General features: G+C 45.7%; 20 protein-coding genes and 1 riboswitch. Of the genes, 6 read left to right on the top strand and 14 right to left on the bottom strand.

Translation table 11 applies throughout. The features are described from left to right. Positions 1 to 75: 75 nt before the first annotated feature. Entirely contained in the window at positions 76 to 750 is a 675-nt protein-coding gene (locus MMB75_RS17580; RefSeq protein WP_016820038.1) for a succinate dehydrogenase cytochrome b558 subunit, read from the bottom strand. Positions 751 to 976: 226 nt separating this feature from the next. Here MMB75_RS17580 and MMB75_RS17575 point away from each other — a divergent pair, with 226 nt between their 5' ends. Next, positions 977 to 1,882 (top strand): LysR family transcriptional regulator, encoded by a 906-nt coding sequence (locus MMB75_RS17575; protein WP_016820037.1) that lies wholly within the window; start codon positions 977 to 979, stop codon positions 1,880 to 1,882. Between the two features lie 5 nt (positions 1,883 to 1,887). Here the strand turns inward: MMB75_RS17575 and MMB75_RS17570 are convergent, their stop codons facing one another. Together MMB75_RS17570 and MMB75_RS17565 are read right to left on the bottom strand one after the other, a co-directional pair. Next, complete coding sequence (locus MMB75_RS17570) at positions 1,888 to 2,565, bottom strand: potassium channel family protein (RefSeq protein ID WP_013372875.1); 678 nt, start codon at positions 2,563 to 2,565, stop codon at positions 1,888 to 1,890. Positions 2,566 to 2,583: 18 nt separating this feature from the next. After that, positions 2,584 to 3,924 (bottom strand): TrkH family potassium uptake protein, encoded by a 1,341-nt coding sequence (locus tag MMB75_RS17565; protein WP_016820036.1) that lies wholly within the window; start codon positions 3,922 to 3,924, stop codon positions 2,584 to 2,586. A 400-nt stretch (positions 3,925 to 4,324) separates the two neighbouring features. Next, positions 4,325 to 4,477: riboswitch (cyclic di-AMP (ydaO/yuaA leader) on the bottom strand. A 261-nt stretch (positions 4,478 to 4,738) separates the two neighbouring features. Between MMB75_RS17565 and MMB75_RS17560 the strand changes: the two genes are divergently transcribed. Beyond that, complete coding sequence (locus tag MMB75_RS17560; RefSeq protein WP_016820035.1) at positions 4,739 to 6,469, top strand: CPBP family intramembrane glutamic endopeptidase; 1,731 nt, start codon at positions 4,739 to 4,741, stop codon at positions 6,467 to 6,469. On the opposite strand, the gene uvrC is transcribed toward MMB75_RS17560, so the two are convergent. From uvrC to MMB75_RS17540, 4 genes are all read right to left on the bottom strand, one after another. Next, a complete protein-coding gene (uvrC, locus tag MMB75_RS17555; protein ID WP_045244887.1) occupies positions 6,438 to 8,543 on the bottom strand; it encodes an excinuclease ABC subunit UvrC in 2,106 nt (701 codons plus the stop codon). The two genes, MMB75_RS17560 and uvrC, sit on opposite strands and share 32 nt — an antisense overlap. Before the next feature lie 159 nt (positions 8,544 to 8,702). Then, entirely contained in the window at positions 8,703 to 9,020 is a 318-nt protein-coding gene (gene trxA, locus MMB75_RS17550) for a thioredoxin (RefSeq protein ID WP_010347861.1), read from the bottom strand. A 125-nt stretch (positions 9,021 to 9,145) separates the two neighbouring features. Continuing rightward, the gene (gene dnaI, locus MMB75_RS17545; protein ID WP_016820033.1) at positions 9,146 to 10,093 is read right to left on the bottom strand and encodes a primosomal protein DnaI; all 948 of its coding nucleotides are present in this window, start codon (positions 10,091 to 10,093) and stop codon (positions 9,146 to 9,148) included. A 98-nt stretch (positions 10,094 to 10,191) separates the two neighbouring features. Then, complete coding sequence (locus MMB75_RS17540) at positions 10,192 to 11,709, bottom strand: replication initiation and membrane attachment family protein (RefSeq protein ID WP_045244888.1); 1,518 nt, start codon at positions 11,707 to 11,709, stop codon at positions 10,192 to 10,194. A 344-nt stretch (positions 11,710 to 12,053) separates the two neighbouring features. Here MMB75_RS17540 and hemQ point away from each other — a divergent pair, with 344 nt between their 5' ends. Then, positions 12,054 to 12,833 (top strand): hydrogen peroxide-dependent heme synthase, encoded by a 780-nt coding sequence (gene hemQ, locus MMB75_RS17535; protein ID WP_045244889.1) that lies wholly within the window; start codon positions 12,054 to 12,056, stop codon positions 12,831 to 12,833. A gap of 188 nt (positions 12,834 to 13,021) precedes the next feature. Here hemQ and MMB75_RS17530 read toward each other — a convergent pair whose 3' ends face one another. From MMB75_RS17530 to MMB75_RS17515, 4 genes are all read right to left on the bottom strand, one after another. Next, entirely contained in the window at positions 13,022 to 14,188 is a 1,167-nt protein-coding gene (locus tag MMB75_RS17530; protein WP_045244890.1) for an ABC transporter permease, read from the bottom strand. After that, positions 14,185 to 15,522 carry an HlyD family secretion protein gene (locus tag MMB75_RS17525; protein ID WP_016820029.1) on the bottom strand — a complete coding sequence of 446 codons (1,338 nt, stop codon included), beginning with the start codon at positions 15,520 to 15,522 and terminating at the stop codon, positions 14,185 to 14,187. Before MMB75_RS17525 ends, MMB75_RS17530 begins: the two co-directional genes overlap by 4 nt. A 117-nt stretch (positions 15,523 to 15,639) precedes the next feature. Beyond that, a complete protein-coding gene (locus MMB75_RS17520) occupies positions 15,640 to 16,146 on the bottom strand; it encodes a MarR family winged helix-turn-helix transcriptional regulator (protein ID WP_016820028.1) in 507 nt (168 codons plus the stop codon). Positions 16,147 to 16,281: 135 nt separating this feature from the next. Beyond that, positions 16,282 to 17,472, bottom strand: a complete 1,191-nt coding sequence (locus tag MMB75_RS17515) for an NAD(P)/FAD-dependent oxidoreductase (protein ID WP_025365756.1) — start codon at positions 17,470 to 17,472, stop codon at positions 16,282 to 16,284. A gap of 236 nt (positions 17,473 to 17,708) precedes the next feature. Between MMB75_RS17515 and MMB75_RS17510 the strand changes: the two genes are divergently transcribed. Further along, positions 17,709 to 18,713: an NAD(P)/FAD-dependent oxidoreductase gene (locus MMB75_RS17510; protein WP_016820026.1), complete on the top strand. Its 1,005-nt coding sequence runs from the start codon at positions 17,709 to 17,711 to the stop codon at positions 18,711 to 18,713. Positions 18,714 to 18,872: 159 nt separating this feature from the next. Here the strand turns inward: MMB75_RS17510 and sda are convergent, their stop codons facing one another. After that, positions 18,873 to 19,016: a sporulation histidine kinase inhibitor Sda gene (gene sda, locus MMB75_RS17505; protein ID WP_007431918.1), complete on the bottom strand. Its 144-nt coding sequence runs from the start codon at positions 19,014 to 19,016 to the stop codon at positions 18,873 to 18,875. A 282-nt stretch (positions 19,017 to 19,298) separates the two neighbouring features. Continuing rightward, complete coding sequence (locus tag MMB75_RS17500) at positions 19,299 to 19,955, bottom strand: YheC/YheD family protein (protein ID WP_016820025.1); 657 nt, start codon at positions 19,953 to 19,955, stop codon at positions 19,299 to 19,301. Positions 19,956 to 20,174: 219 nt separating this feature from the next. On the opposite strand from MMB75_RS17500, the gene MMB75_RS17495 reads away from it, so the two are divergent. Continuing rightward, positions 20,175 to 21,710 carry a Ppx/GppA phosphatase family protein gene (locus MMB75_RS17495; protein ID WP_016820024.1) on the top strand — a complete coding sequence of 512 codons (1,536 nt, stop codon included), beginning with the start codon at positions 20,175 to 20,177 and terminating at the stop codon, positions 21,708 to 21,710. On the opposite strand, the gene ppk1 is transcribed toward MMB75_RS17495, so the two are convergent. Further along, positions 21,670 to 23,778: a polyphosphate kinase 1 gene (gene ppk1 / locus MMB75_RS17490; protein ID WP_016820023.1), complete on the bottom strand. Its 2,109-nt coding sequence runs from the start codon at positions 23,776 to 23,778 to the stop codon at positions 21,670 to 21,672. The genes MMB75_RS17495 and ppk1 overlap by 41 nt on opposite strands. Before the next feature lie 307 nt (positions 23,779 to 24,085). Here ppk1 and MMB75_RS17485 point away from each other — a divergent pair, with 307 nt between their 5' ends. Beyond that, a complete protein-coding gene (locus tag MMB75_RS17485; protein ID WP_016820022.1) occupies positions 24,086 to 24,331 on the top strand; it encodes a hypothetical protein in 246 nt (81 codons plus the stop codon). Positions 24,332 to 24,533 lie beyond the last annotated feature (202 nt).

Below are 24,533 nucleotides of genomic sequence, written 5' to 3'. Positions count from 1 at the left end.
TTCAGGATTTGTACTAAATCCCCTTTTACAAATCAGAATAGAATCTCAACACGATGTATCATTTAAATAACTCGTTTACAGTAGCTGTTTAAAGGCGCTGCATTGCACCAAGGCTGTTGCCGTTTCCTGGAATTCCGCGCTGCGAAATGCAAGCAGGGAAGCAACGAAGCCGATCGACACCACCACGAACAGGGTCATACAGATATAGGAAGATACTTTTTGGGCACGTGGTCCCACGGTAATCCCCCAACTGACCATAAATGCCCACAGTCCATTAGCAAAGTGAAATGATGCCGAAACGACACTGATTAAATACAAAATAAAATAGACCGGGTTCGTCACTATACCATGCATTACGCCGCCTAGCTCCTCATGAGTTACATTACCCAGGGCCACCTGAAAGCGTGTGTCGTATACGTGCCAGATAATAAATACAAACGTAATGACGCCGGAAATACGCTGGAACAAAAAGCGCCAGTTACGCGAATAGCCAAACCTTTTGACATTCGGGTCAGCCTGATAAGCGATATACAAGCCATAGATTCCGTGGAACAGTAATGGCAAGTAGATGAATAACGTTTCTAACACAATAACCAGCGGCAAACCATTCAGGAAGGCCACGCTGCGATTAAAACCTTCCTTGCCGCCCTCCACCGCTGTGAAGTTCGTCACCAAATGCTCAACAAAAAATAGAGCCAATGGAATGACGCCAAGAAGCGAATGCAGCTTTCTGGAATAAAATCCTCTCATCTAGGTCATGCTCCCTTCTCCCAATAATAGCGTTTTCAATAGTAATATAACATATAAAATGACAGTTCCCGACAGGGAATGTTCAACAAGGTGTCCCTTATAAGGAAAAACAAAAGTGTGAACATCTTGTGTCGCTTTCATGTTACTCCTTTTCGGCTTATAATGGAATTGCAATATACGTATTAATTATTATGTCTTTTTTGCATATAGAGAGGAAGTGGAAGATTTGTTTGAGGATTTGAACGCTTTTGCCGTCATTGTCGAGCAGTCCAGCCTGAATAAAGCCTCCAAACTGCTGAATTTGTCCCAACCCGCCCTGTCCCGCAAAATTGCCAAGCTGGAGGAAGAGCTGGGTGTCCATCTCTTTGATCGTCGGGGCAAACGGCTCGAAATTACATCGACTGGCCGATTTGTATATACTTTCGCGCTGGAGCAACGGCAACGTCAGCTTCGCTTCTTACAAAAGCTGTCCCAGCACAAAAATGAAGCCCAGAGCATGCTTACACTGGGCGCAAGTCTTACGACACTCCAAACGACGCTGCCTACCCTCGTCGAAGCTTTCATGAGCAAGCATCCTCAGACTGAGTTAAAGCTGCTCACCGGCAAGACGCATGAAATCGTTGCCTTTGTACGCGACAAAAAAGCAGACGCCGGCGTTGTCGGGTCTGCCATTCATGAAGCTGGACTGCGTTGCATTCCGTTATTTGACGATCATTTGGAGCTAGTCGTCCCCATCGGACATGAGTTAACTGTCAAGACAGGAACGGCTTCAATGAAGGACTTGCAAGGATTGCCGATGATTATTTTCTCCAAAGGAACCTGGTACCGCAGTCTGACGGATGACTTGTTCCAGCGTAGCGGCATTATGCCGGATATCCGCATGGAAATCGACTCCTTCGAGGCGATTGTACGCCTGCTTCCCACCTGCAAGGCATCCGCTTTGCTGCCCAAATCCTATTTGCGCAGCGAACTGCTGCGAGATAATGGACTTACTGCATTGTACTTGCCTGATTTGAAGGAGACACGCCGAACGACCTCCCTCATCTACTCAGAAACGGCCGATCTCGGCCCAACAGCACGACGCTGGATTAGCGAGACACGCGCATCGTTTGCAGGCTACCGTATGGTATAGAGGATTTAACCCTCTTCATTGACATTAACGACCTCATCCTCAAAGCGGCCGATATTATCATTGGAGCCGATAATGACCATAATATCGTCTGCTTTCAGCCGATCCATAGCTGTCGGTGCGATCAAGATACCATTCGCCGTATGAAGCGCCACGATGCTGCAACCAAAGCGGGTGCGCGCATTTAATTCTGCCAACGTTTTGCCATTCAGACATGCAGGCACATTAAGTTCTACAATGCTGTATTCCTTGGACAGCTCCAAATAATCGAGCAGATTAGGCGTGACCAGCTGATGCGCTACTCGAATACCCATATCCCGTTCCGGATAAATGACTCGGTCCACCCCAAGCTTCTCTAACGCACGCCCATGCAGCACAGATATGGCTTTGGCTACGACTTTTCTCACACCCAGCTCCTTCAGCAAAATGGCGGTCAGGATGCTTACCTGAATATCATCACCAATCGCAACAATGCCGCAATCGAAATTACGTATGCCGAGTGACCGCAACGCATCCTCATCTGTAGCGTCCGCCACGACAGTATGTGTCAGAATCTCACTCATACTGTCCACAACATCCTCATTCCGATCAATGCCCAGCACCTCGCACCCCATATCCACCAATTGCAAAGCCAGGCTTGAGCCAAACCGTCCCAAGCCAATGACTACAAACTGCTGCGTTTTCATATCTACTCGAAAACTCCCTTACCCTATAATTATTTTACCTTCTGGATGACGATACAATTCCTTACCCTTTTTCGGTCCCAGTGCATAAGCTAGCGTGAGTGGACCCAGCCTGCCTGCAAACATCGTCAGAGTAATCACCAGCTTGCCTACAACTGTCAAATCAGGTGTAAGCCCCATGGACAGTCCTACCGTACCAAAGGCAGACACCGTCTCGAACAAGATCATCAGAAAATGATGATCTTCGGTTGCGGACAGAATCATCGTCACCCCAATCACGAACAGCAACCCCAGCAAGGTAATAGTCAAAGCCTTATAAATGCGTGCCTGCGCAAGTCGGTACCGGAACAGCACAATGTCTTCCCGTCCCCGCAGCATCGAAAACACCGCTCCAATGAGCAGAGCAAATGTAGTGGTCTTAATCCCGCCTCCAGTGGAGCCAGGCGAAGCCCCAATAAACATGAGTATGATGATAAAAAACTGCGTAGCCTGCCGCAAGCCTGCAATGTCCAGCGTGTTGGCACCTGCGGTGCGAGGGGTAACGGACTGGAATAAAGAACCCAGCAGTTTACCACCCCAATCAAGCGAGCCAAGCGTCTTCGGATTCGTAAACTCAAATACAAAAATGACAAGCGTCCCGACGACAATCAGAGCAGCTGTCATGCTGAGTACCACCTTGGTATGCAAGGACAGTCTCTTACGCTTGCGATAATCTGCCAGGTCAGACATCACTACAAAACCAATACCACCCGAAATAATGAGAAACATGGCTGTAAAATTAACAATCGGATCATATACATAACCTGTCAGGCTACGAAATTCACCGAACAAATCAAAACCAGCGTTATTAAACATGGAAATGGCATGCCAGATTCCAAAATAAATCGCCCTGCCGACAGGCATATCAAATGACCAGCGAATCGAAAAAATAGCTGCACATACGCCCTCAATCATCAGCGAGTACCATAGCACCTTGCGGATCAATCCGACAATTCCTTCGACAGAGGTCTGATTCATCGCTTCTTGCAAAATAAGGCGCTCCCGCAAGGAAATCCGACGCTTGAACACCAGCGCGATCAAGGTAGCCATAGTCATAAAGCCAAGTCCGCCAATCTGAATCAGCGCAACGATGACAATTTGACCAAAGGTTGTAAAAAAGAGCCCTGTATCCTTAACGACAAGCCCAGTTACACAGGTCGCGGAAGCGGCAGTAAACAAAGCGTCTATAAACGCAAGTGGTTTTCCTGTTGTATTAGAAATGGGCAGCATTAACAATAAACTACCTATTAGAATGATAATGGCAAAGCCTGCAACGAATATTTGCGGTGGAGAAAGCCGAAGCCAGCTTGCATTGGGATTCATTTATTCATCACTTCTCCTCCTTGGTGAACTATGAGCATGGAGATCGCTCAGCTCATAAAATCACCAATTCTTTTCAGTTTCTTTTATAAATCAGAAAAGTATCCGCAAAGCGGGATACTTTTGCCTTTCAATACTCACTACACTTTATACGTAACTACCTCATGGAACGTTTGATGACTTTAAGGCGGGCAGCAGCGAAGCGGTCCATTTGAATCTGGAGAAGCGATAGCGCTCGCCTTTGACTCTGAATTTTACCCGTATCAAGGTCTAGAAAATCAAAAAAAATTCAGTGGCAACAGCGATTGGAAGATCAAATGGAACGCGCAGCGTCCTTAACTCAGCAAACTTTTATTCACACTTATACACACAAAAAAAGACACCGGAAAACCGAGTGCCTGACTTGGTTCCTGCCCACAGCCTACGAGGTTAGCTGACGGATTCGGGCAGCACAGTATGCCCTATTTACACTTCCGATCCATCAGGATCGGCTGTAAAATTCACCCCAGTAACATGGTTCCCCCGTTTTCTCACAGAAATTCGGCTTAAATGTATGTCATTACCCATATATTTCATAGGCATTGCCTCAAGATTATAATCCTTCTCTATCCAGATCACAAAACCGATTTCGCCGAAAAAACGTGAAATTGGCTTTAATTTGCGATTGGGCATCGCTTAATCACAGCTTATCTAATTTTATTAAAACTTTAAAGTGCTTTCACTCTGTTTTCATGAATATCGCTGGTCTGTTGGCGGGAACCTGTGCAGTATGATATCTTTAATGGATGTTCTTATTTACAGATTAAGGAGGAAACTCATGAATCCTATCGGGAAACCGGTCGTGCTCACGGCCAACTTCAAAAAATTAGGCTTGCTGGGCGGGGTTGGCCTGATTTGCTTTTTTATCTTTCAATTGCTTATTCCCTCGCTTAGCAATCCAAGTCCGGAATCATTGATGAATGCAAAGGTCATCAGCAAACAAGAAGCGATCGTACACGCCTTGGACTTTGCCCGTTCCGAGCTGGGCTATACGGAATCACAGCCAGAGAAGCCTGTCGTGACCTATCAGGCTGAAACAGATTTGTACGGTTATTTATCCAGAGAAAAACTGCTTCAAGCGTACGATCGTACATGGAAAAAAAATTATCCTTATGAAACCTTTCGGGTTGATTTGCCTGACTCCTCAGCGAAGGGCAAGCTGCAAATTCATGTGGATTTATCCACCGGGAAGGTCGTTAGCTTTAAACGGATCACCTCCAGCACCAATTACACACAGGCTGATGTTTCTACAGATGAACAAGCACGAAGCAAGCTTGTACGTATAGCTGAGGGCGACATGACGCTTGAAGCCAAGGAACAGGCTGCAGCAAAATGGATCAAACGCTTTGGCTTTAAGCCATCGGAATTGAAGCTTGCGACCACTGAGGGGGAAGGTGGATTAAAATATACCGTGGACGAAAAGAAAATCGGCGCCTCGGTCCTTACGCTGGCTTTTACCTTTGAAGATGGGGATGTTCGCTCATTTACCCAAAGCTTTTCAGCCCCTTCGTCTTATACCGACTATGTTAAAAATCAAACATACTGGGCGAATTGGATGACTTATGCGGGTTATGCCCTATTTAGCTTTGTCCTGGGTGTACTTGCCATTGTGTATGCGTCACTCACCCGACGACATACTTCATTTGTACGCGGTATTGTTCTGTCCATTGTTTATTTTATTGCTAGTATAGCTGGGACCATGAACATGCTGCCTTTATTACAAGCTGAAGCAGGCAGTAAGGGCATGCTTATATTTCTTATGGTATTCCAGGTCGGTGTTACCTTCTTCATGGCTGTAGCCCTCTACTTCTCCTTGGTTGGTGGTGACGGCCTTATGCGTCAGGTTGGACTCAATGCATGGCCACGGGCCAAAGAGCCGGGCTACGGGCTGTATGTGCTTCGCAGTATGTATGTCGGTTACTTGTGGGCCTTCATTTTACTCGGCGTACAATCCATTTTGTTCTTTGTATTGGAGCGTACATTTAATACATTCTCCACTACAGACGCCACGCAATCCCCTTACAATATGGCTTATCCATGGCTACTACCGATTATGGCCTGGATGGCAGGTATTGGAGAAGAGACTGTTTACCGTCTATTTGGTATTCCGATGGTAAAAAAAATAGTCAAAAATACGTTTGTTGCTTGTCTGATCACTACGCTTATTTGGGCACTGGGACATACGCTTTATCCAATCTATCCGGTGATTTCAAGACCTATTGAGCTGACTTTTCTTGGTTTGCTGTTTAGCTTCGTGTTCCTGCGTTACGGCTTTATCGCTGCCATGTTCAGCCACGTTATTTTTGACAGCATATTAATGGGGCTTAGTGTGATAAGTTTGGGAGACACCGTGAATGTGAGCGCCGGTTTATTCTGGATCTTACTTCCGGCTATTGTAGGCTACATCATTTACTGGTTTAGTCCTAAAAAACCTAATCGAATCATGTTTGAATCCGTGAAAAAAGAGGAGCCGTATTCTACGACTCCTCCTCCCGAAGGGCAGCTATAATCTGACGAGCAAGTTTATCCCCAATAGAGAGAGGCCGGAAGTCTTCGACGCTGGCCTCTCTTATTTTTTTGAGCGACCCAAAATGCTTAAGCAGCAACTTACGCCGTTTCTCTCCAATGCCCGGAATGGAGTCCAACTGGGAAGTTACCATAGATTTGCCGCGCTGCTCACGGTGAAACGTAATCGCAAAACGGTGAACCTCATCCTGAATCCGTTGCAGCAGATAAAATTCCTCGCTGTTGCGTGCAAGTGTTACGGCCTCAAATGTATCCCCCATCAGTAGTTGGGAAGTTCTGTGTTTGGCATCTTTCACCAAACCACACACAGGAATAAACAAGCCCAACTCATTTTCCAATACATCGGTTGCCGCTTTTATTTGTCCACGACCACCATCAACAATGATCAAATCGGGACGCTCGAGATTTTCCTTCAGTACACGTTCATATCGGCGCCGAATAACCTCACGCATCGTTTCATAATCATCTGGTCCCTGCACAGAACGGATCTTGTATTTTCGATACTCTTTTTTGGCAGGCTTACCGTCAATAAAGACGATCATGGCCGACACTGGATCGGAACCCTGAATGTTGGAATTATCGAACGCCTCTACCCGATGCAGACTATCCAGCCCAATGGCACGTCCCAGATTGCTTGCAGCTTTGGAGGTCCGTTCCTCATCCCGCTCGATCAGTTTAAACTTTTCATCCAAAGCAACACGTGCATTTTCCGTCGCCATCCCCGTCATTTGCTTTTTCAGCCCACGCTGCGGCACAAGTACCTTTACATCCAGCCATTCAGCCAAAGCGAGAGCTGCCGCCGTTGGGTCCTCCAATCCACCGGATAGTTGAGTTTCAGTTTCTGTTTCCTCGGCTGCTTGGTCACCAACTGGGTCTTGAATCGTTCCTTCTGCATATAACGCTCGTGCTTCGGCTACCCGCAGTGGGTCAGCAGAACGGTCTGACTCCGTTTGCACTGCTTCCTCATCTGTAATGCTGGCAGTCTCAGCTGTAATGCTGGCAGTCTCAGCTGTGATCGCACTGTAAAGTTCAGTTTCTGCTGCAATCGGTTGATCGACATCAGCCGATTTTGCCTTTATCAGCTTAGGAGAATCCGGTAATAATATTTCCTGCGGTACTGCCGGGTTGTCACTGTAATATTGCGTCACATAGGACATAAAATCACTGTAAGCTTCACCGTAGAAAGGAAAAGTCGACATATGGCGCTCGATCATTTTACCCTTGCGGACATATAAAATCTGTACACACATCCAGCCCTTATCTACCGAAAAGCCGAATACATCTCGGTCCTTCGCATCAGATGTGGTGATTTTCTGCTTTTCCATCATCGCGTCGATGCTTATAATCTGATCGCGCAGCTCCTTGGCACGCTCAAAGTACAATTCCTCTGCGGCCTCCTGCATTTTACGCTGGAGGTCCTTTTTAATTTCCTCATGTCCCCCGCTCAAAAAGGAACCGATCTCCTGACTGATCTGATCATATGTTTCCTTCTCGACCTCTTTTACACAAGGTCCCAAGCATTGATGCATGTGATAATACAGACACACTTCTTTTGGCATCACACCGCACTTGCGTAACGGATACATACGATCCAGCAGCTTTTTCGTCTGATGTGCCGCGTAGGAATTGGGGTACGGTCCAAAATATTTCGCTTTATCTTTCAGAACGCGACGGGTTACCTCCAGCTTGGGGTGTGCCTCGTTCGTAATTTTCAAGTACGGAAAGGTTTTATCATCCTTCAACAGCACGTTATAACGCGGTTGGTGCTTTTTAATAAGGTTGCACTCCAGAATGAGCGCCTCCATATTGCTGCCTGTAACGATATATTCAAAATCACGAATATCAGCAACCAGTCGCTGCGTCTTGCCGTTATGGCTACCTGTAAAATAGGAACGGACCCGGTTTTTCAACACTTTGGCCTTGCCGACATAAATGATGGTGCCTTCGCTGTTCTTCATCAGGTAACAGCCTGATGCATCCGGCAGCAATGCTAATTTGTGCCGTATGTTCTCCAGCGCCTTCTCCTGGTTCTGCAAGTCCTCCGCATAGGATTTCATTCGCCCGGTTCCTCCTTCCATTCTTAATGACTGCTCAGCTTACTACTTATATTATATAGGAATAATGCACAAAAACGCCCCCGGTATATATAACCGGAGGCATTGACTGTTCATGGCGCTCCACCAAGCCCCCGCAGGAGCATGGGTCACATTCCATGATTATTGGTGTTTAGTAAGCATGCTTTTCAATGCTTCTTTGGAGTTCAAACCTACCACTTTATCAACAGGCTGTCCGTCTTTGAAGACGATTAGGGTAGGAATACTCATCACGCCGAAACGAGAAGCAGACTCTGGATTTTCATCCACGTTCACCTTCGCGATTTTGACACTATCGCCAACTTCTGTAGACAGATCCTCCAGAATTGGAGCGATCATTTTGCAAGGACCGCACCATGGCGCCCAAAAATCAACCAAAACGGTTCCTGTGCCTTCGACTTCTGCGTTGAAGGATTGATCGGACACGTTAACAATTGCCATTGTATGTTCCTCCTTTATAGAAAAGTCAAGATTATTATAACCTGTAATGTCTGTTTCGACACCTTTTAATTATATCACAATAGTCTTTTAATTGTAAGATATCAAAAGAGCAGACGAATGAACGCTTACCCTCGCTGATTTTTCCCCTTGACGGTAATGACATCCACAAAAGGACGAATCCGGTCCATCAAGCGTTGTCCCTTGTACATTTCCTCTCCGTCTTTGCTTGTAAAGCTAAGATGCTTCTCTAGCCCTTGCAGTGAGTAATTAGAAGTATAAAAGGTCGGTTTACGGTTCATTCGGTAATTCAAAATGGAGCCCATTACATGATCCCGTACCCATGGACTCAAATTTTCAGCACCAATATCGTCAAATACGAGCAGATCACAATTTTTAAGCATTTCGGTCGTTTCCTTAAGCTTCTGTCCATCCTGAATCATGGACTTTAAGTCCTCCACAAAATCAGGCATGTACACAATCACACCGTTGAAACCCGACAGAGCCAACTCGTGCAACAGATAGCCCATCAAAAAGGTTTTCCCCGTACCAAACGTACCTTCCAGATAGAGCCCTTTTTTTAATAAACCCTGACTTTTGGTTTCTTCAATATAGCGGAATACCTGATTGACTGCGGGCACGCGTTGCAAATCCTTACGTGCAATCTCAACAGCATTATATCCTTCCAACAACGCGCGCTCATCCACATAAAAGCTTTTAATTCGCTGACGCACTCGTTGTTCATGCTGGGAGGCAACTAGCTTGGCGCACGGGGTCCGAATGTCCACCATTTCCGCTGTTCCATTGGGATACTCCACGCCCAGCTTGCAAAAGTGACCCTGGAAATCGTTAGGACACTGTTCCAGTCCCGGACAGTTGTCGCAATTTCGGCGATCCCGGGTATACTGAAAGAGCATACTCATATTAAGTCGCAATTGCGTTTCGTCTACATCAGGATGTGCAGCACAAAATTCCTTCACCAGCGGATCATTTAGAACCTGATCGGCTACGCTGCGAGTACGTTGGCGAAACGAAGGGTTCTGCATCTGCTGAAGCAAATCACCGAGTGATTCCAAGAATGCTCCTCCTTTCTAAAATGTGCAGAGTTATGGAGGGCGATTGACGCTTCGCTGCCGACCGCCATAAAGTCGACACATTATTGAATTGGCTTCCATTACACCTTTTTCTGTTTACCGGATTGCAGTCGTTCGGCCAGGCGAAGCAGTTCATCCAATTCCTCCTCGGATACGGATTCCTCGGAAGGCTGATCTTGTACGATCGGAATAGACGGCTTGGCAGGCCCATTGTTTTTGGCATACGTGCGGGATCTGCCCCCGGAGGAAGAAGCAGTAGACTGTTTTCCTTTTACCTTGGCTTGATCCCTTATATATTGAACGGCTTTTTCGTAAGTGTTTACCTGCTTTAGCAGCATGTTGGAGGCAACGGCCTCGACAAAGTTGCGGTTAATCCGCTGATCGCTCCCCGATACGAGCAGTGACATTAAATAATGGATCAGCACATTGATGACTTCACCAGGCAACTTATAGCTGATATCAATCTTCTCGAATATATCCAGCAGGTTACCAGGAACCGTGCCGGGGAAAAAGGTTTGCAGCAAACGATGATAAGGCTCGTTGCGCAGCATCATATTATATTGGTGAATGTCACACTTGGCTGTGAATTGTGGGGGAACCTCTACATAAAATTCCATTTCCACAGCCTGCTCTGCAGGCGGCTCTTCAGGTGTGGAAGTTTCCCTCTGGCGCAAGGCAACCACCTTGGCAGCCTGCACCTGCTGTTCCTCCTGACGCTTCCGTTCCTGCCTGGAGTGTTGGCTAGCCCGAAGCTGAAGCTCGTCGAGCAATAAATCGCCTGCTTCGGTAAAAATGCCGTCCTCATCCAGCAAGCGACTGATATCCTGTACAGAGAGATCAAATTTACGGACCACGTAATTGACCATACCCAGTTGCTCGTGTTCAAATCGAAGACGCTCCACGTGCTTGCGATTGGCGGATTCACGCGGAAAACGAAGAATAATATCTGCATAGTTCAATGCTTCCTCCGATTCGGACGCTAATGCTCCTGTCTGGCGGCTCGTAGATACTTCGGACAGCGCCTGTTCCAGCTCATAATCGATAACATGGGTGTTCAGCTCAAACAGCTCATAAAACGGAACCGATATATTCTCTTTATTATGGGAAGATTGCGACCATTCGCTAGATTCCCTGCTCCACAACGATTCTCTCAGAGAAAGCACTGCAAACTTACCGATTTTGTCTCTCAACAAAAGGGTAAGGTGCTGCGTTCTGAAAAATTCAGCAGGTGCGAGCGGTGGCTGCATCTCATATTCATACATATAATCGTCCGTTTCAGGCGCATACAGCCTGGACGTCTGCAACAGACCGACAGCCTCCAGCTTGGAGGTCTGTTCAATCAAATACTTGCGTCCCTTCTCACTTGGCTCCAGTCCCAGTGTCAGAAAAAGTCGACGTTGCTGTTCCAACGGCGAATAACCAATCTGTCCGACTGGCACATGCTGGAACAACAGTCGATATAGACTGACCGCAAATGCGCCTACCATCGGCTGATAGACACTTCCCAGCATCAATTCATCCAGTGCGCTCAAGCCAAATTCCCGATAAACGCAGTAGCGGTGGTTCTCAGTATAGTGCAGCAGGTTTTTCATCCGCATTCCGACATTCTTCCTTTCCTGACATAACGTTCTCCAAGATGTTTTTCTATTCTATCATACTTGCCCTCGGGTGGGACCAACAAAATAAGGGCAATTGTCCTCCTTTTTGGCAGCCGTATTCGTCCGAGTTCTTCTTTTTTCGAGAATACTAACTATTTTATGACTTTTGTGACCTGCATCATGGAAAAATAATATTCTTCACACTTCTTTCATTGGTGAAAAGCTCCAAATTGAGCTACAATATAATGGTTAAACATCACGTATTGGATACAGGAACGATATACGGAAGTACACATATTTCGGCTAAGCCGATTACATTTACAGATCGTAAAGGAGTGTAGATCGTGAATCAACATCAACCTCAACAAACCCCAGCAACACCCAACGAAGTAACCTCCACACTGGAAGGCTGGTACGCGCTTCACGATTTCCGGTCCATCAACTGGACGGCATGGAAAACTGCAGACGATGAAGAACGCGCGGGAGCACTGGACGAGCTTCAAGAGTTTATGAAGGAATGGAGCGTTACCGAGGAAGCAGGTCTGGGCAGCTCAGCTGTCTATACTATAGTCGGACAAAAGGCTGATTTTGTTATGCTGCACCTGCGTGAAACGCTGGAAGACCTCAATAAATTGGAAAATGAATTCAACAAAACAACCTTCGCCAAATATACGACCAAAACTTATTCTTATGTAAGTGTGGTGGAACTGAGTAATTATTTGAGCAAGGAAGAAGATCCAATGCAAAATCCACAAATTGTCGCGCGCCTGAAGCCTGTATTAAACAAGGCACGTTATATTTGTTTCTATCCAATGAACAAGAAACGTGATCTGGATGACAACTGGTACATGCTTTCGATGGACGAGCGTCGCACCTTGATGCGTAGCCACGGTTTAATTGGACGCAGCTATGCTGGCAAAGTAAAGCAAATCATTTCAGGCTCCATCGGCTTCGACGATTGGGAGTGGGGCGTGACCCTGTTCTCCGACGACGCACTTCAATTCAAGAAGCTAATTTACGAAATGCGTTTTGATGAAGTGAGTGCCCGATACGGTGAATTCGGTTCCTTCTATGTCGGCAGCATTTTGAATGAAGAAACATTTGAAGACATGCTGAAGCTGTAAGACGCAGACATCAACTCTTTACTGAAAAAAACCGAGGATTTCGTGAACTCCCACTTTCGGGACGACGGAATCCTTTTTTTATAAGATCTAAAACTATAATAGAAGAGAAAAGGCCCCCGCACGGGCGCCTGATACAATGTATTTTTTTATGATTGCCCAGGTAATAAACCAAGGAATAATAGCTCAGATTATTGCATCACCGGCTCCACCACTACGGATGTATTCTCACTTTTCGCCAGCTTTCTTTTCTCCAGAGCAATCAAAATAAAGATAATAAGCAGCAAACCACTTAGTAAGACCAAAAAGCCTCCCAACTCGGGAATAAAATATTTTAAGCTCCCACCTTTGAAGCCCATACCTCTCAAAAACTTGAAATGCCAGGTCAATGGGAGAATGTTACTTACATATTGCAGCGATGGAGGCAGCATTGCCACGGGCAATTGAGCACCGCTCAGTAAAAACGAAGGCAGTATAATTAGCATGAGGCGTGAGGAAGCTTTTCCAGGATTCGCAGCATTCCACCCTAAAACCATCGCAAACAAACTCAACGTAATCGTGTATAGGAAAAATGGAATACTGAGCTGCCATACATTCGCTTCAAAGCGTAATCCCCCAATTTGCTTAAGTAAACCAATGGACAGGTAAAAGGACACACATCCTACTAACGCATACGGTAACACCCTAAGAATCAAGCTATACGAATGCTGAAGCTCCTCTTTTAATCTTCCTTGCTCCCGCAATCGCGGGACGATTGTCAGTACAGTAGCACCAATCAATGAAATCATGACCGTATTAATGAATCCCATAACCGAGGTCATCAAAGTAGCATTGGTAGGATTATATAACAGGCGCTGCTGAAGCAGCATATTAGAAGTAAGCCCTGTAACCTGGCTGTCACTCATTCCCATGCCCTTTAATCCACCACCAGCCAGCATCGCATTTTCCGTCGCCATAATCTCTGTGACTGCCGAGCGTAGATTTCCAGTAGCCTGACCTACCGTATTATCCACATAAAAACCGATGTTGCTCTGAATTCCTTTGATCCTATTTTCCTCCAACCCGGCCGGGAGGTAAATCACCGCAAAAAACTTTTCATTATATAAGAGTAAATTCGGATCGGCTTCATTCTCTTGCACATGGCGTACATCAATATACTGCGATGCATCTAATTTATTAATAAGCTGTCGGCTATAACTGCTATGATCTAAATCGACTACAGCTATAGAGGCATCGTTAAGCTGATTATTTTTAAAAACAAATCCAAAGGCTAGAGCTACTATGATAGGAACGAGCAGCATAACAAAAACCATCTTACCGCCGATCAACAGCTTCCATTCTTCTATAAACGCCTTCATTTCGTCACAACCTCTACCGTCATTCCAGGTAATAATTCAGATGTGCGCTGAACATCCACCCGTACTTGGAAGGAGCTTATATCCGACAGACCTTTGTCCCGACTCATTCTCATGTTGGTATACTGAGGAGCAGAAGTGATGTACCTCACCTTGCCTTGGACATCTTTATCTAAAGCTACAACGTGCGAAGTCACATTTCCCCCAGCTTTAAACTGTGACATGGAATCCTCACCCACATAAATATCGTAGTATAGCTGACTGGTTTCGATAACGGCGCCCGTTGCCCCCGTAGAAACGATCTCTCCCATTTTAGGTACAATACGCGACACCTTACCATCTGTGGATGCCTTCAGCACCATACGTCCCCGCTGTAATTCCAAAGTTTTGAGTTGAACACTTAATGCCTGCTTTTGTTGAGCCAGAAGATCCACATTGTATTCGCTATTCTTAACATCTTTTCGTGTTTGCGAGGTTTGAGTCAAGGCTTCCTTGGCTTTTTCTGTTTTGATACGAGCCTGCTGGCGTTCCTCAGCCGTTGCGCCAGCCTCCATTTTATCCAAAGCAGTTTGCTGCTGAGCGATCCCATTTCTAGCAATGTCCGATTGTTTGCTAGCCGCTGTAATCTGATTATTAGAAATTTCAACCTGATCCTTAGCTGTATCTAACACGATTTGGGCATTATCCAGTTGGTTTTTGGCGTTATCCAGTTCTGCTTTGGTTCCAGCTCCGGCATCATATAACGCTTTGATGCGCTTGTAATTCACATTAGCCAAGTCCAGAGCCTGTTGTCTGGATGATACTGTTTTTTGCGCGATTTCCGCATTCCTTTTGGCTGTCTCTACTCCTGTCAGAGCTGCGTCCAACGATTGCTGTGCTGCTTCAATAGCCAGCTTTTGTCTTAGAATATCCTCCGCACGTGTTCCTTGATTTAATAAGGACTCTCCTGCTTGCGCGGCTTGAATGTCCAATTGTCCCTGTTTTTCTGAAGTTGAAATTTTCTCCGACTGATTTTGCAGCCCGTCTTTAGCCTGTTTTATTTTCACATCAACCTGTGCGATATCCGTTTTTAATTTCTCGATTTGCAAATCAAGGTCTACAGGATCAAGAGTCATGATTACATCCCCTTTTTTCACCTGTTGTTCTTCCTTCACCTCAATCGTGTTTACTCTTCCCCCTACACCCTGAAAAGCAACATTCACGGTATCTGCCGTAAGCAGTGTGTTTTTTTGTTGGGCTGCCATACTCACAGCATCCTTGCCGCTCATTGCCATCAGCGTACCTCCAGTACCTAATGCAACAACAAGTAGCACGTACACAATGATCTTTTTATTCATTGCATCAAACTCTCCTTCATGATGATTTAACCCATGGTAGTTAAAAAATAATAGACAAAAATAAATAAATAAGAGACCTGATAGTACGGCGTCTAACTATTTAAGCCAGGAAATTGATTATTCCCGTTTTATCCGCTCAAGTCCTGAGGAAAGCTTATATAATAACGTAGCAAATAGAATATGATCCTCCTGCGTAAATTCATTCATTAACTCCGAAAAAAGCTGGATGAACATCGGAATTTTTTCCGTCATTAACTGTTTTCCTTCGTCAGTCAAGGAGATCGCGGTCATACGTCGATCCGTCAGCGTACTTCTGCGGATGATGCCGTCCCGTTCCAGCTTATCAATTACGCTGGTTACTGTTGAACGAGTAACCCCTGAATATTCAGCCAGCTCTGATGGAGTCAATGCACGTTCATGTAAAAACAATGGCACTAAAATTTTCAGGTTGCCTACAGATAACCCATATTCCGAGAGTCTGGAAGACACTCCATTGTACACTTCATGTGCTGCCTGCACGAAAAGTACGAACGTATTCAACGATTGGGAGTCCACATTTGGAAACTTTTCAGTCAATAAATTTATTCTCTTGGGATCGGCATTGATTTTAAAATCAGAATTCAACGTGAAGCTCCCCCTCTATAATTAGTAACCATACTATACGTCGTCGAATAGATATGAGTCAATACCTTTTTTTCGTTCATCTAAATAAAAAAGGTCTCCAAGCTCCTTTCAAGGAGTCATGGAAACCTTCTGACGTTAGAAAAACCGCCCTTTTTTCAGTACTAGTGGAATGCCGCCAATGATGAACAGATAGCGTAGATCCACAATTTTTTTCAACTGTGCAGCCACCCAGCCTTTGATTTTTCGTTTACCTACTACGGCGACAGCTTCACCTTTTCCAAGAGATGCAACTGTACCCTTGTTGGAGAATACGAACTTGTGAAGCTCCTTTTTGCGGAGCGTAGCGGCCAGATTCTTGGCACAAAGTACTCCTTGCTGCATTGCAATTTGGGCAGTCGGTGGATAAGGGCGGCCTTCGGGATTAAACATCAGGGAACTATCCCCGATAATGAAAATATCATCATGACCCGGTGCACGCAGAAAATCGTCGATTTTCACCCTTCCACGCATCACTTCGAATCCGGCTTTCTCGATCAATCCGTTTCCACGGATTCCACCTGTCCAGACGACCGTGCAGGCTTCAATTTTCTCACCCTCACCGACAATTACACCATCCTGCTGGCATTCCTTAATCGGGACTCCAATACGGAAGTTAACCCCTTTACGCTTGAGGACATCCATCGCATACTCCACCAGCTCAGGATCAAACCCTGGTAATGCTGTAGGAGCTGCCTCGACGTTAATGATTTGAATTCGGTTAAAATCGATGTCGTAAGCTTTAGCCAGCTGTGGCAGACGATCTGCCAACTCCGCTACAAACTCAATGCCACTAAAACCAGCGCCCCCTACGACGAAATTTAGGCGACCTGGCTTACCGTCATTTTTATACAGGGCCAGCTGGTATTCAATATGCTCTCGAATCAGGCGCACAGAGTTAATACTGCGAATCGTCAGTGCGAATTGATCCATCCCTGGAATTCCGAATGTTTCCGGCTCGCCACCTAATCCGATGACCAAATAATCGTAGGATAGCGAGCCATCCTCCAGCACGACTTTTTTCTCATTTGGTATGATTTCCTTCACTGTTCCTTTGACTAAATCCACCTTGAACTCATCGATTAGCTGCGCAATCGGAATCCTCGAATGCTCAATCGTATCCGTGCCTGCCGCAGGCATGTGAAGATGTGTCGTAATATAGTGGTAATCATGACGGTTGATTAGCGTGACAGTTGCCTCATTGTGCTTGAGCTCCTTTTGCAATTGCTGAGCCGTCAATATACCGCCATATCCGGCGCCCACAATGACAATTTTGGGAATACTGCTCATGCTTCTACCCCTTCCGATATACATAATCATTCAATATTCACAGCTTTTCTCTTAACACGGTTAACTTATACTCACCGGAAAGTCTTCATCAAATATTAATCGCTTTAACTTTGCAAGAAGAACCCAGCAGTTTATAATGATAAGCAGTGAATCATACGTTCGGCGGCTATCTGAACCTCTATGCGGCTGATTCAATATCTACAATTCATACTATCCCTTTCGGAGGTGTTTTTAGAGTGACAGCTCAATCCACAGGTGCGGAGATCCGCGATCTGATCATAATTGGAGGCGGTCCAGCCGGTATTTTCGCCGCTTTTTACGGAGGAATGCGTCAGGCATCCGTCACCTTAATTGAAAGTATGCCCCAACTGGGCGGCCAGCTTGCAGCCCTTTATCCTGAAAAATATATTTATGACGTTGCTGGCTTTCCTAAAGTGACTGCACAGGAACTGGTCAACAATTTGGTTCAACAAATGAACCATTTTAATCCAGAGGTGCAGCTAGAAGAGAAAGTCGTATCGTTAGAGAAGAAAGAAGAACGCCACTTCATCGTCAAAACAGACAAAGGTGGCGAGTATCATGGTAAAGCGGTTATCATTACCGCTGGCGTGGGTGCTTTCGAGCCACGCAGACTGGAGCTTCCAGGTGCCGATCGTTTTGAAAAAACGAACCTGCATTACTTTGTCAGCGACCTGAGCAAATTTGCAGGTCGTAAGGTGCTAATCAGTGGCGGCGGTGACTCTGCTGTAGACTGGGCCCTTATGCTGGAACCGATTGCAGAACAGGTTACATTGATTCACCGCCGTGACAAATTCCGCGCGCATGAACACAGTGTCGAGAACCTCCTCGCTTCCAAAGTAAACGTGATTACACCAACGGAAATTGCAGAATTGCATGGGGAAGATACGATTACAAAGGTCACTCTTGCTCATGTAAAAACCAAAGAAACTCAGGAAATCGAAGTGGACGATGTCATCGTTAACTTTGGATTTGTATCCACACTTGGTCCAATTGCTGAATGGGGAATTGAAATCGAAAGTAACTCCATCGTGGTCGATTCTCGTCAGGAGACGAATATTCCTGGCATTTTCGCTGCAGGAGACATCACTACCTATCCAGGCAAGCTCAAGCTGATCGCGGTTGGTTTTGGTGAAGCTCCTACAGCAGTCAACAACGCCAAGGTCTATGTAGATCCAGACGCCAAGTTGTCTCCCGGACACAGCAGTAACATGAAATTGTAGTTAATTTAGACTATGACAAAAAAGGGTATTTTACTCCAGATTTGAACCTTTGGAGTGAAATACCCTTTTTCACGGTGTGCCTATTCGTTGCAGTGATTGTCCGTAAAGTCATCCGAACCCTGAATGACTTTACAGTCGCAGTACGAGAGCTTGTCCGGTCTAATGAAGGACTACGGCTGTATTCATCTCTAGATTTCTTTTGTGAATTTCAGCCAGCAACAGTGCAATGAAGTCACATTCAAGTTTAAGCTCGATTGCCATCTGATAGGAATCCAAAAGCATTTCATCCGTCAGCATAGCCATCCTCGACACAACCTTTCCTTTTATTTCAAAATCTATTCTATCAAAATACCAAAAACGGAACAAGCGTTCTATTATCCACAGTCAATTGTGGAAATCCTGTGTATAAATTGTTGGTAAGTGTCGTTAACCCTTATATGTGACAGGGGATAATGTGGACAATATTTATACACAGAATTTTGGCGATTAAACGCAAAAAAATTTTTTTTTATGTTTATACAAATATATTATATTTAGCATCTTGTTAATAGATTATAATGGAAACTTTTTGAAGAAAACCTGAAGTTATTGAGGTCTTGTGTTTACCTCTAAAATCCATACCCGTCCATTCCAATCAAGCCCGTAATCAAATCCCAGTTGTCCGATCCCGGGAAATCTTCTTTCAAGTATAGGAATACAGTGCTGTGTAAGTTCAACGATCTCCCGCCGCTTTCGTCTAGCTAGCCGTCGCGGATATATCATTCGAAGTGCCTCTGTTCCCTTCAGCAAAGTTCCTCCTTTGCACAGATTCGTTATGACCAGTCCGGGACGAGCATGACGCGCCACCACTGCACGAAACTCCCATTTTTCCCCTTCCTTTACGACTTTGACTCGATAGTCAACAGGTCTACCTTGGATACTTGCTAGTTGAATACCTTGCTGAATGAGATACGGACGTTGGATTCGGAGCTTACTGATTCCGGCCACAAGCGCTCTAAAATGGCTGAACCGATATGTTTGTTCCATACGCGTACAGGTGTAGCCGTTCCCCTCCTTTGCCACGCGCATGACTCCGACACCTCCGCCTCCTCTTACGGGTTTTATAAATACAAAAGCATGCCGCCGTAGCATTATGCGCAATTGTTCTTCACTATATAGACAGGTTTCCGGTATATAAACGGCGGTATGTGGATGATGGAGGAGCGCCTTCGTCTTTAGCCATTTGCTTGCAAGTTGTCTCATCTAATTCTCTCCTTTCGCCGTCAGCTATACTTATACATACTCAATAGAGGTGTGCTATTCTTGGGTGATTGTCAGGATCATGTGTCTATTTCGACAAGATCATGACGAACGGTAGCATGCACCGGACAACACTGGTACAATGACAATAATCTGAATACCATTTAGAACGGAGCAGTTGAATTTGCTGCAAATTGTTTCTTTCAACAAGGAGGTCAACTCATGAATAGCAAAATTGGCATCATGGACATTGGCTCAAACTCCATACGTCTCGTGATCTATGAAATGACAGAGACAGGTGCTTATCGAATTGTGCAGGAATGCAAAGAAGCTGCCCGACTGAGCGAAAAGGTTGGGGCCAACGGCCGTATGGAAAGAGAAGCAATCCGCAGCATCGCTCCATTGCTACGCCAATTTATGGAAGTTTGCCGTATGCATGGGGTTGTTCGTATGCGTGCAGCAGCAACAGCGGCCATCCGCAATGCAGCCAATTCGGACGAAATTGTTCAATGGATTGCGGAAGAGACAAATTTAACATTGGAAATCCTGAGCGGGGAGCAAGAGGGCTATGCCGGTTTTCTGGGCGTAGTGAATACAATGAATGTGAGTGACGGCATTATTATTGACATCGGGGGCGGCAGTACCGAAATTACGCTGTTCCGGGATCGAACACGGCTGCATACAGTTTCATTTCCCTTTGGCGCAGTCAATATGAATTGGCGCTTTGGACGTGAGGTCAAGAATGGCGAATGGTCTCCTGGACAGATTGAAGAAATGGAGAGCTTTGTCCATTCTTCACTGCAAAACCATGATTGGATCTTCTCCAATCCGGGTCTGCCGTTTATCGGGCTGGGTGGAACCCTCCGTACTTTGGCTAAAATCAATCAGAAACGGCGGGATTACTCGCTTCCTGTGACACACCATTACGAAATGACAATAGAAGATGTCGATTATTTTTATAGCAGTCTGCCTCATCTCCCCTATGAAAAACGCAAAAAAACAGCCGGCCTGTCCAAAGACAGAGCCGACATTATCGTACCGGGTCTCATTATATTGAAAACGATCTTTGAAGCTGCTCAAGGCTCCGCGTATTTGGTCAGTGGAGCGGGTCTGCGAGACGGCCTGTTTCATGAGCTAGTCAACGCTGAACAGCCTGTGGTGGCTAATCCGCTCATCGCGTCCATTCGCAATATCTTGTCGTTTGCTGTCCCGGTTAGCGAAGCGCATGTCAAGCGGGTTAACGAGTACGCCGTCCGGCTCTATGACACTTTAGCTGAAGGACCCTCAATCGCTATGGACAAACGCTTGTTACTGACCGCAGCAACTCTTTACAAAACAGGCGCAGCCTTGAATTACTATCACTTCCGCCAGCATTCCGTGTTCTGGATCTTGCACGCAGGCATTGGCGGCTTATCTCACCGGGAAACAGTGCTAGCCGCGCTGATCGCTGATTACCACCCCAAAAACCGGACCCCCCGCTTGCTGCGCACACATGCAGATATTTTGGAGCCTTCCGACGAAGAACGTGTACACCGGCTCGGCTCGCTGCTCCAGCTAGCAATCGGTATGGATCGTAGCGAATCCGGCATCATCTCCGGCATCCATCCCACGACAGGAGACGATGCGCTGCATATTCGCCTGGAAAGCAAGAGTGAACCGATTCTGGAGCAACGGGAGCTGGTGGCTGTCGCAAAAGATTTTCAAAAGGCCTGGAATCTTACGTTGTCGTGGTCCATTCTTCCTTCTTCCAGTTTTTAACCTTCATTGCTTCGAATTGGCTCCTGATGGGAGCCTCTTCGTTGTTTCTGGCTACAAATTGATAGCTGCCATTCGGCAGAAGCTGGCGTGCTTTTACATTATCCTTCAAGGATAAACGTAAAATATCCACTAGCATTTCTTTGATTCGGTCGTCATAAATTGGGCACATCAGCTCAATCCGGCGAGTCAGATTGCGAGTCATCCAATCCGCGCTGGACAAGAATAGCTCCGAATGACCTGCATTTTCAAAGTAAAACAGTCTGGAATGCTCTAGGAAACGGTCGACAATACTGATAACCCGAATGTTCTCGCTAAAGCCCTCCACTCCAGGGCGTAAACAGCAGACCCCTCGAATGATTAAATCAATCTTCACACCTGCTTGAGAAGCCGCATATAGTTCATCAATCATTTCCTGATTGGATAAAGAATTAATTTTAGCAATAATACGGGCTGGCTTGCCTGCAAGTGCTTGCTCCGCTTCCCTGCGGATCAGGTCGAACAGCTTATTTTTCATTCCCGTCGGAGCTACGGTGAAAGCTTGCGGGGTCTTGAGCGCCGAGAAGCCCGTGATTTCATTAAACAGCTCAGAGGCATCCTCACCCAGCACCGGATCCGCTGTGAATAACCCGATATCCGTATATACACGTGCCGTACTTTCATTATAGTTGCCAGTTCCCACATGCACGTACCGTTTGAGCACATTACGTTCATGACGTACTATTAGAATAATTTTGGCGTGTGTTTTCAAGCCGACCAACCCGTATACTACATGACAGCCAGCTTTTTCAAGCGTACGCGCCCAAGCAATATTACGTTCCTCGTCAAAACGCGCCTTCAGCTCGACCACTACGGTCACCTGCTTGCCCGATTCGGCTGCACGTGCCAGAGCCGGAATGAGCTTCGATTCTCCATTGACACGGTACAGGGTCATCTTAATGGCCATTACATCCGGGTCCTCTGATGCCTCAATGATAAAATCAGTTACCGCATCGAACGATTCATACGGATGGTACACGAGCACGTCCCGTTTGCGAAGTACGTTAAAGATATCCTCTTGCGGAGGCAGTTCTTCCGGATACAATGGTTTGATTGCCGGAAATTTCAGATGCGAATACCCCTCCAAATGATCGGCAAAAGACGACAAAAACGTCAGATCTAACGGCCCGTCGATCTCAAATACATGATCGAACAGCTTGAATTCGCGTTGAAGTTCCATCAGGGCAAAGGGATTAATCCCTTTTTCCACTTCCAGTCTGACCGGTGCTCCCCGCCGTCTTCGACGCAGTTCTTTTTCAATCTCTTCGAGCAAATCTTCGATCTCTTCTTCATTAATGGACAAATCAGAGTTACGCGTAACCCGAAAGGCATGAACCGCCTCGGGGATATATCCGGAAAACAGCGTTTGTATATGATGCTTAATCAGTTCCTCAATTAAAATAAATGATTTCTTCTTGCTATTGGAACGTAACGGCACCGAAACGACACGCGGAATATTGGAAGGCACCTGCACAATGGCAAAAAGCGGCTTATCCTCCTCCGTATCTCCTGGACGTTTCAAGACAACTGCCAAATATACGTATTTATTATGAACCAGTGGAAAAGGACGGCTTTGATCGACCGCCATCGGTGTAAGCACCGGAAATATAATTTCATGAAAATATGCATCCAGCGACTTGCGCTGTGTCGTATTTAAGTCATTATATTCAAGCAGCAAAAGACCTTTTTTCGTCAATAGGCGAGAAATATCACGATAGGTCCGGTATTGCTCGGATACCATCGAAACGGTACGCTTGATCAGGCGCTTGTACAAACCGGAGGGGGTATAACCCGTAAAATCCTTTTGCATAAAACCCGCCTTGATCTTCTCGCGCGTCTCTGCAACACGAACAGCCATAAACTCATCCAAATTGCTGGACACAATTGCTAAGAATTTGGCTCTCTCCAGCAACGGTGTATCTGCATCCTGAGCCTCCTGGAGCACACGGCGATTAAATTCAATCCAGCTTAAATCTCGGTTAAAGTAACGTTCTGACCCGGCTTTATCCTTCTTCTGACTCTCTATCAACATATGGCCTCCATCAATTTCATGCAGTATAGTTACCCTTTATTGTACTATTAGATGAAACGCACTAGCATCACAGAAGTGTAAACGCAATGTAAAATGTGTGTAAACACACAATGGATGTTGAAAAGGTCAAACGGATGCTTTACAAAAATAGCATTAAGCGGTACAGTGTTTACGTCTGTTTCATAGAGTAGAATGACGAACCGTACCTTTTTCAGTTGATTAAGTTCATTATGATGTGTAATAACCACTTAGTAGCCACGTTCAATTGCTGATTTTCAAATGGCATGATATAGGGAGGATTTACATTATGGAACCCAAGAAAACGCCACGCGTACTGCAAAAAAACATCGAATTTTTTACCGCGGCGCTGTCTCAACACCTCGTTTCGGTCTGGCAAGAAGACCCTGCGGGCGTATACTGTGAGATAGGCTGTGGTTATATCGAATTGTTCAGTAGCGAGATGATTCGGGTGCGCAATCAGGATGGGACCCCAAGCCATTATGACCGCAATATCACCATGTTTCAGCTAATCACGAAGGATCAGCCGATATAATTATTATATGCTATGTCTGCGCTGTTCTTCCAGATTAGAATGGTTATATGTTTAATCTACCAATTTTCATATCTGTTGAATCTTGCAGTTTTCTCCGAAAAAGCGCCATAGAGCGCTTTTTTTGTCGACTTTTTTTGAACATCGTTTGGAAAAGCAGTATGATAAGAAAGCATATTACCTAAATTTAAAGGGGAATCAACCG

This window comes from Paenibacillus sp. P2(2022) (genome assembly GCF_029522175.1).
Lineage (GTDB): Bacteria > Bacillota > Bacilli > Paenibacillales > Paenibacillaceae > Paenibacillus > Paenibacillus polymyxa.
Note: the sequence above shows the minus strand (reverse complement) of the source record. Positions and strands in the feature narration are given on the sequence as shown.